General features: G+C 48.9%; 12 protein-coding genes and 2 pseudogenes. 9 read left to right on the top strand and 5 right to left on the bottom strand.

The window, feature by feature from the left end:
* Together IQ235_RS05255 and IQ235_RS05250 are read right to left on the bottom strand one after the other, a co-directional pair.
* Positions 1-537: NAD(P)/FAD-dependent oxidoreductase (locus tag IQ235_RS05255; protein ID WP_502652520.1), on the bottom strand; the 537-nt coding region annotated here is incomplete at its 3' end.
* Positions 537-995, bottom strand: coding sequence for a hypothetical protein (locus tag IQ235_RS05250; RefSeq protein WP_264320444.1), 459 nt, complete (start codon positions 993-995; stop codon positions 537-539). The genes IQ235_RS05250 and IQ235_RS05255, both read right to left, overlap by 1 nt.
* Before the next feature lie 255 nt (positions 996-1,250).
* Between IQ235_RS05250 and IQ235_RS05245 the strand changes: the two genes are divergently transcribed.
* The 4 genes from IQ235_RS05245 to IQ235_RS05230 all read left to right on the top strand — a co-directional run bounded on the left by IQ235_RS05245 (position 1,251) and on the right by IQ235_RS05230 (position 4,847).
* Positions 1,251-2,075, top strand: a complete 825-nt coding sequence (locus IQ235_RS05245; RefSeq protein WP_264320443.1) for an inositol monophosphatase family protein — start codon at positions 1,251-1,253, stop codon at positions 2,073-2,075.
* A 260-nt stretch (positions 2,076-2,335) separates the two neighbouring features.
* Positions 2,336-3,292 carry a J domain-containing protein gene (locus IQ235_RS05240; RefSeq protein ID WP_319592546.1) on the top strand — a complete coding sequence of 319 codons (957 nt, stop codon included), beginning with the start codon at positions 2,336-2,338 and terminating at the stop codon, positions 3,290-3,292.
* Entirely contained in the window at positions 3,293-4,564 is a 1,272-nt protein-coding gene (locus tag IQ235_RS05235) for an ATP phosphoribosyltransferase regulatory subunit (protein ID WP_264320442.1), read from the top strand.
* Positions 4,565-4,619: 55 nt separating this feature from the next.
* Entirely contained in the window at positions 4,620-4,847 is a 228-nt protein-coding gene (locus IQ235_RS05230) for a ferredoxin family protein (protein WP_264320441.1), read from the top strand.
* Positions 4,848-5,279: 432 nt separating this feature from the next.
* Here IQ235_RS05230 and IQ235_RS05225 read toward each other — a convergent pair whose 3' ends face one another.
* Positions 5,280-7,493 (bottom strand): ATP-binding protein, encoded by a 2,214-nt coding sequence (locus IQ235_RS05225; protein ID WP_264320440.1) that lies wholly within the window; start codon positions 7,491-7,493, stop codon positions 5,280-5,282.
* A 327-nt stretch (positions 7,494-7,820) separates the two neighbouring features.
* Here IQ235_RS05225 and IQ235_RS05220 point away from each other — a divergent pair, with 327 nt between their 5' ends.
* The 3 genes from IQ235_RS05220 (at position 7,821) to IQ235_RS05210 (ending at position 11,444) form a co-directional block, all read left to right on the top strand.
* On the top strand, positions 7,821-9,215 hold the full coding sequence (locus tag IQ235_RS05220) for a DNA phosphorothioation system restriction enzyme (RefSeq protein ID WP_264320439.1): 1,395 nt from the start codon (positions 7,821-7,823) through the stop codon (positions 9,213-9,215).
* A gap of 120 nt (positions 9,216-9,335) precedes the next feature.
* A complete protein-coding gene (locus IQ235_RS05215) occupies positions 9,336-10,439 on the top strand; it encodes an alkene reductase (RefSeq protein WP_264320438.1) in 1,104 nt (367 codons plus the stop codon).
* Positions 10,440-10,664: 225 nt separating this feature from the next.
* On the top strand, positions 10,665-11,444 hold the full coding sequence (locus tag IQ235_RS05210) for a hypothetical protein (RefSeq protein WP_264320437.1): 780 nt from the start codon (positions 10,665-10,667) through the stop codon (positions 11,442-11,444).
* Positions 11,445-11,653: 209 nt separating this feature from the next.
* Here IQ235_RS05210 and IQ235_RS05205 read toward each other — a convergent pair.
* Together IQ235_RS05205 and IQ235_RS05200 are read right to left on the bottom strand one after the other, a co-directional pair.
* Positions 11,654-12,103 (bottom strand): annotated as a pseudogene (locus IQ235_RS05205) (CHAT domain-containing protein); the annotation flags it as partial.
* Positions 12,104-12,155: 52 nt separating this feature from the next.
* Positions 12,156-12,743: pseudogene (locus tag IQ235_RS05200) on the bottom strand (tetratricopeptide repeat protein); the annotation flags it as partial.
* Between the two features lie 118 nt (positions 12,744-12,861).
* Here IQ235_RS05200 and IQ235_RS05195 point away from each other — a divergent pair.
* A complete protein-coding gene (locus tag IQ235_RS05195) occupies positions 12,862-13,104 on the top strand; it encodes a hypothetical protein (RefSeq protein ID WP_264320435.1) in 243 nt (80 codons plus the stop codon).
* A gap of 96 nt (positions 13,105-13,200) precedes the next feature.
* A partial coding sequence (locus IQ235_RS05190; RefSeq protein WP_264320434.1) for an aldo/keto reductase occupies positions 13,201-14,017 on the top strand: 817 nt, incomplete at its 3' end.

Raw genomic sequence — 14,017 nt, 5'->3', positions numbered from 1 at the left:
CAATCGCGCGTACATGGTAAGGGCGAGTTCCACCCCCCCCGCACCACCGCCGACAATGCCTAAATTTAGAGTTTTTTGCGGCGATCGACCGACGAGATCGACCAATTCGTGCCAGCGATCGAGAAACTGGGGTACGGGTTTGGCGGGGATAGCGTGTTCCATCGCACCGGGAACGGCGATCGTGGCGGGGGTACTCCCGATATTGATGGAAAGAACGTCAAAGGATATCGGAGGGTGATTGGCGCACAGAACGCGATTTGTCTTCAAATCCAAGCCAATGACGCGATCGAGGATGAGATGAGCGCCAGCAAAACCAGCTAAGGGCCGCAAGTCGATATGGCACTCGTCAAAATCGTAAAATCCGGCAACGTAACCCGGTAGCATTCCCGAATAGGGGGTGTGAGAGGTTTCGGTAATCAGGATCGGTCGCACGCCGGGAAGGGGGTCGATCCCCCACAGTTTCAGGGCGATCGCGTGGCTGTGTCCGCCACCGAGAAGAACGAGATCGCGAGTAATCTCAGATGAAGCTAGCTGCACTATTTTATGGCAATTCTAGCAAGGAGGGGGGAGAGTTCGGAAGCGCCCGAGCGCGGAATTGGATCTGGGGAGAATAACTCATTTGACTCATTTTTGAAGATCCATTCACTCTCCCCGGCAATCGACTTTTTTGTCCTGGGTATCGATCGCCAAAGGAGTGGGTAGACGATCGCCTTTTTGGGTGATGGGAAACAAGTCTTGTGGGTGAAGCGATCGACTCGGCTCGCATCGTATCTTATAGATTCATCGACATGAGCCTGTAACGGTCTCACCTCAACGAGGTGGGACTTTTTTTTGGCTTCCATTACCAGGGGAGTGAGTGGACGATCGCCTTTTTGGGTGAAGCGATCGACTCGGCTTGCATCGTATCTTATAGATTCATCGACATGAGCCTGTAACGGTCTCACCTCAACGAGGTGGGACTTTTTTTGCTTCCACTGCCAGGGAATACTTTGCACAATTGGTGCGATCGCTCATTGGTATCGAACGAGATTGCCAGGGTTGACTCTCCTCCCGCTCTCCCAGCGACGCCAGCTCAATTTCACCGGAATCTAAAACACATGCACTTATAAGCAAAGCAGCTTTCTTCGCTTCCCCTACTCCTCTTTTGTCATCTCCTCAGAGAAATTATCGTGAAATACTTGCGCCCTTGCTGCTTCAACCCGCAAAATCGTCAAGGTTAGAGAAGCCCACAATCTACCATTGAAAATCGAATGAGCGATCGCACTTTAGAACAACCCCTCGACGAACTGCAAATTTTCCTCGATATTGCCACCGAAGCTGCCATGGCAGCCGGTGCAGTGTTGCAATCCTTCTGGGGGAAACTCGACAGTATCGAAGAAAAAGGTCGTCCTGGGGATCTCGTCACCAATGCCGACAAAGCGGCCGAAGCCGTCATCCTCGAAATTTTGCGCCGCCACGTTCCCCACCATAATATTCTCGCTGAAGAATCCGGAGCGCTCGGAGGCAAACCCAGCAAATACCGCTGGGCGATCGATCCGCTCGATGGAACGACGAACTACGCTCACCAATTTCCCTTTTTTGCTACTTCTATCGGACTCCTGATTGACGGCGTGCCGTCGGTTGGGGTCGTGTTCAACCCCTTTACCCAGGAACTCTTCCGAGGTGCAACGGGTTTAGGGGCCACTTACAACCGCCAATCCATCGGCGTTTCTAAGACCCAAGAGCTAGAAAAAAGCTTGCTGGTGACGGGTTTTGCCTACGATCGCCGAGAAACCTCAGATAATAATTATGCCGAATTTTGCCATCTAACTCATCTAACTCAAGGGGTTCGGCGCAGTGGTTCGGCTTCGGTAGACTTAGCTTATGTGGCTTGCGGACGGCTAGACGGTTACTGGGAACGGGGTCTGTCTCCCTGGGACGTGAGCGCGGGAATTGTGTTGGTGCGCGAAGCCGGGGGTCGGGTGACGGCTTACGATGGTAGTCCGTTCGATCTCGAATCGGGTCGAATTCTCGCCACCAATACCGCTATCCACGATGCGCTGAGTGCGGAACTTTTGCAAGTACAGGCACGATAGCGCGAGCCGATCGAGCGCCCTTAGTGCTGTGGGTGAAGTCTACAATTTTGTCAGGCACTCAGCTCTCCAACTGTCGTGTTAAGCGCTCGCACATTTAAATAGATTAGACATCATCGAAAACCGATTGGGGGGAAACATCTCGAATCAACCCACAACACAATTTCTTGACATCAGTCAAGGTTAGCAGAACGACAGGTGCAGACTTTTAACTAACCAGAGTAAAGTAGATAAATAGAAATGGCCTGAAGGTGGTGGAACGTATGATGTCATTTGATTTCGACCGAGGACTATTCAAGTCTGATTTTTTCGATCATCATGCTGTATTAGGAATGCCGATCGATGCTAGCGCTCGGGAGATCCGCAAGCGATTTATGAGTATTGCGCGTCGATTGCATCCCGATATTTGCAAAGCCGAGGATAAAGGACTTGCGGAGGCTTTATTATCGAAGTTAGTCAATCCCGCTTATGCAAAACTCTCCAACGATCGCGAGCGAGATGAATATGTCGTCTTGCTGAAAATGATGGGCAAACGCCTGATTCAAGATCGTCAATCGATCTCCCTCGGGAGCGATCTAGCCAAACAGCTATCGAAGGAAAATAACTTCGAGCGCGCTTATAAAAATGCTCTGGAAACGTTAGCGACGAAACAGTATGAAGATCTCGATGGAACCTTAGATACGATCGCGCAAATGAGCGAGCTGAATTTAGTGTATCTATTGCGAAAAGAACGCGATGGCGGAGGTGTTAAAAAAGAACAAAAAACCGTTACTAGACCCCCCGTGTCTGGACCGCCAACCTCCGATCGACCTACATCGGAAAAACGAGAAAGCGCTTATATCGATCGCCATTGCCAGCGAGCGGAAGGGCTGATGACAAACAATAATCTCAATAGCTTGACGATGGCTCGCAAAGAGTTGCAAGATGCTCTTAAGCTCGATGCGAATAATAGTCGCGTTCATGCTTTGATGGGTACAATTTATCTCAAGCAAAATCAACTCAAACCGTCGAGTGTTAATATCACCTTGGCCAAAAAGCACGTGACCCAAGCTCTGAAGCTGAATGTAAAAGAACCCGTCGCTTTAGAAGCGCGCAAACAGCTCAACCAACTGCTGGCGAGTAGTTCGACTGGAGGGCAAAAGACGGGTACGGTCAAGGGCAAATCCGATAAATCGAGCGGTGGTTTGTTTGGTGGTTTGTTTGGCGGGAAAAAGAAGTAAATGACAGTCTATCAACCCCCAACCGGGGCTAGAGATCTCCTCCCGGTCGATGTTGCACAAAAGCGCTGGATCGAAAAACGCCTGCAACGGGTTTTCCAGCGCTGGGGCTATCACCGGATTATTACCTCCACCCTAGAACGGTTGGATACCTTAGTCGCAGGCGGTGCCGTGCGGAGATCGACCACGATTCAGTTCCAAGATGCAGAGGATGAAGTGTTGGGTCTGCGGCCGGAACTGACGGCTTCGATCGCCCGGACGACCGTCACTCGGATGGCGGGAGGAACTTTTCCCCAGCGACTTTACTACAATGCCAATGTTTTTCGCCGCGGTCTCGAGGTCGGACACGGGCAACAGCAAGAATTTTATCAAGCTGGCGTGGAGTTGTTGGGGGCTGGGGGTGTCGCCGCAGATGCGGAGATTTTACTTCTACTCGCCGACTGCTTGACTAGCCTGGGTTTACATCGATCGTCGGTGATTTTGGGGGAAGCAGGACTGACGCGATCGCTCCTCGAACCGTTTCCCGAATTCTTGCGCGAACAAGTGCGCGAGGCGATCGCCAATCTCGATCGGGTGGCTGTCGAAACCTTACCCATGTCCGACAAACTGCGCGATCGGGCGCTATTTCTGTTCGATTTACGCGGTCGTCCGGCGGATGTGCTGCAACGGCTATCTCCACTCGATTTAGATCCAACAGCCCGCCAAACGTTGAACGATCTCAAATCTCTGGTGGATTTACTCGCGAGTCACGAAGCCTTGAACCAGGAAGGGAAGGCAACCGGGGATACCTCGATGTTTGATTCCTGGGTGCTAGATTTGAGTTTGATCCAGACCTTCGACTATTACACGGGGATCGTGTTTAAGGTGGTGGGCGCGCCGGATTCCGGGGCGCAAATTTTAGGTCAAGGCGGGCGTTACGATCGACTTTTAGGGCTTTACCATCCTCAAGGGGAAGACTGCCCCGGTATTGGTTTCTCGTGGAATATCGAGGACTTACACCGGGTTCTAGGGCCCACGGGGCAATTGCCCGATCGCACCCCAGCCAGTCATTGGCTGGTGGTTCCCAAAACCGCTAGCGCTCGCGCGGCAACGTTTGCCTACGCTCAGAAGCTGCGGGAATCGACTCACTTGGTACGAGTCGAAGTGGAACTCGAGATTCGCGAAACTTCGACTGCCACCCGTAACTACGCCCGAGATCGCCGCATTACTCAGATTGCCTGGATCGATGCCGATGGCACGCCGGAAATCGAGACGCTGCCTCAAACAGTAGAATGAGAAGGTCGCGCGACGATTCGCGATCGAAATTAACCCAGTTTTAGCCCAGTACGCAATGCCACATACGATTGTTACGAATACCTGTGAAGGGGTTGCCGATTGCGTGGAAGCTTGCCCGGTGGCTTGCATTCACGAAGGTCCCGGAAAAAATACTAAGGGAACGGATTGGTTCTGGATCGATTTTGCCACCTGTATCGATTGCGGCATTTGCTTGCAAGTGTGTCCGGTGGAAGGGGCGATCGTTGCGGAAGAACGACCGGAGTTGCAGCAAACACCCCAGTAGAAGAGGAGGGGGACAGGGGAGACAAGGGAGACAAGGGAGACAAGGGAGAATAACATATTTTTCGTTATCGATTGTCTGTTGCTTTCCCCCAGCTCCTCTAGCATCCATTTCCTTCTTTTCACAAACAACCGATCCATAAAAAAAACCCCCCGGAGTGACCCGTAAAAGCCAGGGGGGAGCCTCTTCTGATGGTATCTGCTTAATTCCTAGTGTCCCAAAGCTAGAGAGGAGTTAGGTGAAGGAATCGCAAAGATATCGGCAGATTATAGTAAAGATTACTCGTAAACTTCTTTGGAAGCACGCTCGAGTGGCTCTGGCGGCTGTATCTCAACATTTAACCGATTTTTACGACTCCAGACTTTAAGTTGACACCACTGGTGCCCCAGCGCCTACCCCGTTTACGATCGCTGCTGGTTCGATCGCGCTTTCTACTCATCCAACCGGTAGAGTGACGGTAAACCGCGTTCCTTGTCCGGGTTCCGAATGCAGGGTAATATCCCCCTTATGTTTTTGGACGATTTGGTAGCAAATGGCTAAACCCAAACCCGTTCCCTTACCAATAGGTTTGGTTGTGAAGAAGGGATCGAATATTTTTTGTTGGATGTGGGGAGGGATGCCCGGCCCGTTATCGCGGATCTCGACTTCAACAATTTGTGCTTCTTTAATATATCGAGTGGCAATCCAAATCTTTTTCGATGGTATTTCTTCTTCTAGCAATGCATCAATTGCATTAGCTAAAAGATTCATAAAGACTTGATTAATTTGTGCAGGATAGCATTCAAGGGAGGGAATTGAATCATATTCTTTAATAATCTTTACACCTTTTTTAATTTGAGAACTCAGAATTAAGATAGTATTATCCAGCCCTTCCTGAAGATCGACATTTTTAACTTCCGCTTCATCAATTCGTGAAAAGTTTTTCAAAGATCGGACAATCTCTTCAATTCGCTCAGTCCCAATCTGCATCGATCGAACTGCTTTTAATAAATCCTCTTTTAAAAATTCATATTCAATGTCTTCTAGCTTATTTTCAAGAGATGTATTATCTTGTAACTCAGATTCAACAATTTCAATTAGCTCTTTTGTATTAGATTCGATATAATAGATATTACCTTTAATAAAACTAACAGGATTATTAATTTCGTGAGCAACCCCAGCCACTAATCGACCCAAGCCGGACATTTTTTCGGTTTGAATGAGTTGAGACTGGGTACTTTTAAGTTCTGTCAGGGTTGACTCGAGAGAGGTATTCTTTTCTACTAATTCTTGCGTTCTTTTCTGAATTTCTGCTTCAAGAGTATGATTGTAGTTTGCTAATTTTTCTTGAGAAATTTGAAGTCGATCGAGCATTGTCGAGAATGTATGAGCAACAAATTGAACTTCATTTACGAAAATTCGGTCGACCTCAATTTTTTTAACATCTTGAATTCGATCCTTTTCGACTAGATGCCCCATTTCCATAATATGACTAGCCAAGTTTTGAAGTGGTTCGATCGAAGTTTTCCTCAATACATAATACACAATAAAAATGCAAATAAATGTAGTGATAACAACATATAAAAAAATCAGATTAAAAATTCGATTTCCAACAGCTTCAATTTCTGAAATAGGCTTAACAATTACTAACTTCCAATAAGAGCTTGGGACGTGAAACACAAATGCTTTTGAAGGCTCTTTTAAAATAAGATCGTCAGGTAAATTGATAGTAGAATATAGCTTAGATTCCAAAAGCGATTGAGATAAAGGATCGAGGATAACTGCCGTGAGTAACTTAGCATTTTCGCGATCGATTTGATAACTATCTCGATTGATTCGCTCTGCAATTTCGAGATTGTAGTCTGGCATCTGTCGCGCCAATTCTAAAATCTCTTCATTCATCATATCTAGCGCTTCGGATAAAGGTAAATAGACAGAGTCTTTTTGAGCGAGTTCCGAGAGAAAGATAAATTCCTCGATAGTTTTACCGAGATCGTCTTGGCTAAAATTCTTGACTAAGTCGAGTTGGGGAAATGTAATAAACTTATTGTTCCGATCTAAAATGAAAACGTAACCTCCGGTAATATTTTGCCAAGAAGATACTAAATTTTGTAAACCTTCTAATTTCAAATCGATGGTTGTCGTTCCTGTAAATTCTTCATCCTCAAATGTAGCGACGGTACAAGTCACCATCGGCTGATAAGAATAGGGATCCATATACGACTCACTCCAAGAACAAGTTCCCGGTTTGGCGTGGCGAACGGCGACATACCACTCTTCATTGTGATAACCTTGGGGGGTCTGATTGTAATCGTCGTAATATTGTAAAATTCCACTTTCATCTCTTCCCCAAAAGAAACTTCTCCGTTCGGTGTCGGCTTCAAAGCGATAAGGTTCGGGCCAAACTCCACCCCCAGCAACATCTAAGTCGTTATTAAAATCAATAATTTTGGGAACGATTTCTTGAAAGGTTTCTTCTTGTTTGGGTAAGTTTTCAACAGTTGTTGAGAGTCCTCGCGTCAACGCAGCAATTTCTCCCGATCGAGCTTCTAGTTTAGAAACGGCATTATTCCCGGCTTGTTCTATGGATTTAGAAGCTTCATTGGAAATTAGTTCTTTGCCTCGAGTATTCATCACCAGGGTCACACCTAGAGCGATCCACAATCCCATTCCACAGACCCCTAAAAGACCCTGAAATCTTAAACCTCGATACCATTTTCCAGTTGGAAATCGAACAGACGTTCTATTTGTATTTTGAATCATTTTTAATTGAGAATTGTGAAAGCTAGAGATTGTTTCAAGAAAAGTTGTAAGATAGAAACAGCTTGTTGGTTAAAGTTCGCTTAAAATCTGTTCGACTCATTACAACAAACTAAACTTAAAAACAAAAAATTAGGATATCACCGTTATAAACAATAACCAACGAGCTTGCCAAACTTTAGGCGGAAGTCGAATCATCAAAAGTCCTAGTAACGTTTTCGAAAACTTTTAGGTAACATGGTCGAGCGAGGATATACCTGGACAAAGATCGCGGGATGTCCCCAGATTCCCCCATCCATCGAACTGCGTTCGTATCAACAGCAAGCTATTGAGAGTTGGTTTGCCAATCGGGGGCGGGGAACTCTAAAAATGGCCACCGGAAGTGGCAAAACGATCGCGGCCCTTGCCATCGCCACGGAACTTTATCGGCGCATTAGTTTGCAAGTTTTGTTGGTGGTCTGTCCGTATCGCCATTTAGTGACTCAATGGGGTCGAGAGTGCGAGAAATTTGGACTCGAACCCCTGCTGGCATTTGAAAGTACGCGCCAGTGGTTCGATCGCCTATCTACGAGTCTCTACACCCTGCGCAGCGGCGATCGAACTTTCCTAACCGTCATCACCACGAATTCGACCCTCATGGGCGATCGCTTCGGTTCCCAGCTCAAATATTTTCCTGAAAAGACCCTTATTATTGGCGATGAAGCCCACAATCTCGGGGCCCCTCGCTTAGAGGCAAGTTTGCCCCGTCATCTCGGTTTGCGTCTGGCACTCTCGGCGACACCGGAACGGTATTTCGACGAGGAAGGAACCGACGCGGTACTCGACTATTTCGGCCCGGTTCTTCAACCGGAACTGACCCTTGCCGATGCGATCGATCGAGGGGCGCTCGTTCCTTATCGTTATTATCCCATCCCCGTACAGCTGACGGATGGGGAATCGCAAGTATATGCCAAATTAACGCGGCGCATCGGCTGGGCATTGATGGATCGCGAGAAGAACGGTCATCGAGAAGGGACTCCCGAAGATTTGACGGCCCTGTTAATGCAGCGATCGCGCTTAATCGGGGCCGCCGAAAATAAGTTAACAGCCTTGCGGCAACTGATGGCAACCCGGCGCAACACCTCTCACACCCTATTTTATTGCAGCGATGGGGCGACAAACGCCACCGGGGAATCCCAACTCGATGCGGTGGCGCGGATTCTGGGACGGGAAATCGGATATCGCATCAATACTTACACCGCCGAAACTTCCCCCCAGGAACGGGAACAACTGCGGCATCGGTTTGAATCGGGCCAGTTGCAAGGATTAGTGGCAATTCGCTGTTTGGACGAAGGAGTCGATATTCCGGCAATTCAAACGGCGGCAATTTTGGCCAGCAGCAGCAATCCCCGCCAATTTATCCAACGGCGAGGGCGCATTCTCCGGCCCCATCCAGGCAAAAAACGGGCAACCCTGTTCGATTTCATCGTCCTGCCCCCAGAACTCGATCGCGAGACTTGGGAAGTGGAACGGAATTTGCTTAAAAAAGAACTCAAACGATTTGTCGAGTTTGCCGACTTAGCGCAAAATTCTGGGGAAGCGCGGGTGCAGTTGTTGGCAATGCAACAAAAATACGGATTGCTGGATTTGTAACCAATAGACCTCATTCGGAATTCCAAACTCCAAATTCGGAATTCCGAACTCCGAATTCCGAATTCACCTACTGTGGGATAATCCAAGCGGTGAAACGAGAGTTTTGGAGAAAATTTGGGAATGAGCGATCGAACCACTTGCTTACTCAATCCGGGTAAAATCGGCGATCTTACCCTCCCCAATCGCGTAGTGATGGCCCCACTGACCCGATCGCGCGCCGGTCAAACGCGAATGCCCAATGCCCTGATGCGTGAATATTACACCCAACGGGCTTCGGCGGGTTTGATTATTTCCGAAGCGACGGTCGTTTCCCAACAAGCCAATGGATGGCTGCATACGCCGGGGATTTACTCCGATGCCCAAGCAAACGCCTGGAAATCGATCGTCGATGCCGTTCGGACTTCCGGAGGGCGGATGTTTCTCCAGCTTTGGCATTGCGGCAGGGCCTCCCACAGTAGCTTTCAACCCGACGGTCAACTTCCGGTTGCCCCATCGCCGATTAAAATCGAGAGCGATGAGATTCATACCCCCAACGGCAAGCAACCCCACGAAGTGCCTCGGGGGTTGGAAACCGAGGAAATCCCCCAAATTGTTGAAAACTATCGTTTGGCGGCCCAACGGGCGAAAGGCGCCGGTTTCGACGGCATCGAAATTCACTCGGCAAACGGATATTTACTCGATACGTTTTTGCAATCGAAAACCAATCAGCGCAGCGATCGCTATGGGGGGAGTTTAGAAAATCGGTCTCGTTTTCTCAAAGAAACTGTTGAGGCGGTGAGTACGGTATTTCCAGCCGATCGCATTGGCGTTCGTTTGTCTCCCAACGGCGTTTTTAACGATATGGGTTCGCCGGACTTTCGGGAAACCTTTCTCTACGTCGCCGAACAGTTAGACACATACGGACTGGCATATCTCCATTTTCTCGACGGGTTGGCCTTTGGCTTCCACGAACTGGGAGAACCGATGACGCTGGCGGAATTTCGTCAGGTGTTTTCCGGCCCGCTAATGGGAAATTGTGGGTACGATCGCAATGCGGCCGAAGCTGCGATTGAGGAAGGGACAGCAGATTTCATCGCATTTGGACGACCCTACATCAGCAATCCGGATTTAGTCGAACGGTTCGCCAACGATTGGCCCCTCAATCCTCCTGCCGACCAAAGTGTTTGGTACTCGTTTGAGAAAGAAGGATATACGGATTTTCCATTTTTTAAGGAAGAGTCTTAGGGAAGACAGGGAACGGGGAATATATCTTGTGAGTATTTGCAAAGAAACGAGGGAGAAAGAGTGAAAGTCTTTCTCCCCCGTTTTCCCTTGCCAAATGCCGGCTTCCGAATTCCGAACTCCGCGCCTCCGAATTCAAAAAAGGGATCGATCGTCTATTGACAGACTCCAACGAGGGCGATAAATTCCGTGAGGTATATCTATACGTACGTGTATTGGAGGTAACGAATGCTTCTAGTCGAAGCGCCTGGGGTGCGAGCGATCGCTGGAGAAAATGCGGTTGAGGTTTCTCAACTGCCACCGGTTTGGCAAGAGATTGCCAGCGGTAAGATCGAGATCGGTAAACCCGATGTCGAAAGTTGCGTGGAAATGGCGCAGTTGTTCCAATACAAACTCGATCGCGGCGAGGTGGATTTATTCGACGAACGCCCGGAATTAGCTCATCTAAGACCGGCATTCTGCGAACTATTCGGACAGTTGGCTTGGGAGACTCTCGAATTCTACGGACTGGATTTCCAAGTTCGCAGCTATCCAGATTTTGCGGCAATTTTAAAGCAGTTCGAGTCGGCCGGCGGCGATCGCCAAAGTCAGATTAACGTCATTCGCATTGGCATGGACTTGTTTGAGGAGTTCGGTTACGAACTACCGGCGAGTTTCTACCATGTCAATTTATCGCCGATTTACCAAGAGGACTTGTTTGAAGAACGGGCGTTGCGTTACGATCCGCGAGATCGCGACCACAAACGCGCCTGGGATGCGGTGCTTCATGCCGGAAAAGTATTTGCCATCCAGATGAAACTCCAGAGCATTGCCTCGAAATACGGCTTAACGTACCAGCATGGATGCGATTGTAACAAGCATTTAGCCTCGATCGATCCCAGCCGGGGCGCGTTTGATTACGAAATTCATCCCGAGAAGCGGCGGCGTTGGATTCGTAGCTTTGTGTGGACGACTTGGTACGAGTATGCGTTCTTTGGCATCATTCCGAATACCCGGTATTTGACGTAAGGATTCGCGATCGGGTGAGTGGTTGTTCGGTAGAACGATATTTAATATTCGATCGAAATAACAGACCACCCTACAACGATGGGTGACAAGTTCAACAATATCGTTGATACCCCAAATTATTCACCAGCCGTTCCAGAGGAGGCGATCGCCTCCTCTGATTCCTTCGTCTAGCCCGGTAGTTTTATGCTGCTAAGTAAGTCGGCACAAAACTACCGGGCTTCGCCAATGAGAGTAAATCCCGCCCAGGCAATCGGTTCGGGATATTGCTCCATCGTCCCCAACATCGCGCTTCGCAGGGCGCTGGCTTTGTCAGAATTCTCTTGTAGTTGATGATAAAACTCACTCATGAGGTTCGCCGTGGGAAGATCGGGAACCGCCCACAGAGAAACCACCAAACTGGGAACCCCGGCGGTAATGAAAGAGCGCGACAATCCCACGACACCATCTCCAGTGATTTTTCCCTGTCCCGTATTGCAGGCACTCAGAACTACGAGTTCGGCATAGAGGTTCAAATTCAGTACTTCCGTTGCCGAGAGCAAACCCGAATCGGTTGCGGTGGGGGCAAGGGCGATCGCGCCGGGAACGCCCAACCCATCGAGATCGTCGAGCAATCCGTGAGTGGCTAAATGGACGATCGAAGCGTCGGACATTTGTTCGAGATAGGAATAACGCTTGTTCCTCACTGGCGCGATCGCCTTTTTCCCTGGCTAGATCGAGGTACTGTTGGTAGTAGTCGAGGGCGGTATCAACCTCTCCAAGGGCTTGGTAAGTACTGCCGAGCATCTGCAACAGCCACCCCTCTCCAGTGGGGGTATCGAGGTTCTCGGAAGCGTCAATAGCCTGTTGGAAATACTCTAAGGCTCGTTCGTGCTCCTCTTTGGCGCGATATGCCATGCCCAGATTACCCAAGGATGCCGCTTCGCCGAGCAAGTATCCCGTTTGGCGAAAGAGAGCTAGACTCTGCTGGTAGTAATCGATAGCACGATCGAGATCGTCCAAAGCATTGTAGACTTGTCCGATATTGCTCAGGATGACTCCCTCCCCTCGCAGATCTCCGAGTTCCCGGTACAAAACCAAGGCTCGATCGAAAGATTCTAAGGCGCTTTGGTATTCCCGATCGGTATACTGTTGCCAGCTTAAATCCCGCAATCGATCGGCTTGGGCTTGGGGCGTTTCGGAAGCGGGAGTCTCCGTGGCAGTATCGGGAGTTTGGGCGAACGATCGCGGGTGGGAGAAAATTAGGGCGATTGTAATACTCAGAAGTCCCGCACTTAGGATGAATCTGGTAAATTTGGACATTGAAACATCGTTAATCGAGATTACTTTGTATCCTACGCAAAATTGACGGAGATAGCCGGATATTTGACATTCATTCGATAGGACAAGATCGAATCGGAGTCACGATCGAGGTTGCACGATGGGCGGAAATCCTTGGCATTACTTTACCCCTTATCGCGCCGATATTAACTCGGCACTACAAGCTCTGCGAGAGCAAGAATTTCGGGCAGGTCGTTATGGTTTTATCTACTCGTCGAATCGATGGGTTCCCAATTTATTAACAGGGAATGTTGCCGAGACTTTTGCTTTTCTTGAAGACTCGATCGAGCAGCCAAAACCTGCCGATCGTTGCGGGCTATTCGTTCGATTAAAGTCGATTTAAGTATCTTTCTCCCCCTCTTCTTTCCGAATTCTGAATTCCGACGTCCGAATTCAGAATATGGGATATTGAGAAAAACCCGATCGAAAACCGGAAACAATGCCAACTAATTCAACCTTGTCTCTACCCCCCATGGGATGCGGAACTTGGGCGTGGGGAAACCGCCTGCTGTGGGGATATGACGAAAGTATGGATGCGGGATTGCAGGAGGTTTTCCAACTCTGCGTTAGCAACGGCGTGACGTTATTCGATACGGGAGATTCTTACGGTACGGGGAAACTCAACGGACAAAGCGAGAAGCTGTTGGGACGATTTGCCAACGAGTATGCCGGGTTGAATTGCGATCGCATTTGTTTGGCAACCAAACTCGCGGCCTATCCCTGGCGATTGACGCGGGGGGCAATGGTGAAGGCGTGCAAGGCATCGGCAAAACGGTTGGGACGAAATGTAGATTTAGCGCAGATGCATTGGTCTACAGCCAACTATTTTCCTTGGCAAGAACGAGCACTTTTAGATGGTTTAGCTGACCTGTACGAAGCGGGTTTGGTGAAGGGTGTGGGGTTGTCGAATTACGGATCGAAACGATTGAAATGGGTATTTGAGAGATTTCGCGATTGCGGCGTTCCCATTTCCACCTTACAGGTTCAATATTCCCTCCTTTCTACCTATCCGGTAACCGAACTGGGAATCAAAGAGGTTTGCGATGAATTGGGAATCAAACTCATTGCCTACAGTCCTCTAGCCTTGGGCTTGTTGACGGGAAAATATTCAAATGATAATTTACCTAAAGGTCTTCGCGGGGTATTATTTCGGCAATTGATACCGGGAATTAAGCAGCTTTTAGAGGTTGTCCGAGAAATGGCCGCATCGCGGGATAAAACTCCATCTCAAATTGCCATTAACTGGTGTATTTGTA

The organism is Zarconia navalis LEGE 11467 (assembly GCF_015207075.1).
Lineage (GTDB): Bacteria > Cyanobacteriota > Cyanobacteriia > Cyanobacteriales > Geitlerinemataceae > Zarconia > Zarconia navalis.
This window is presented reverse-complemented; position numbering and strand designations above follow the sequence as displayed.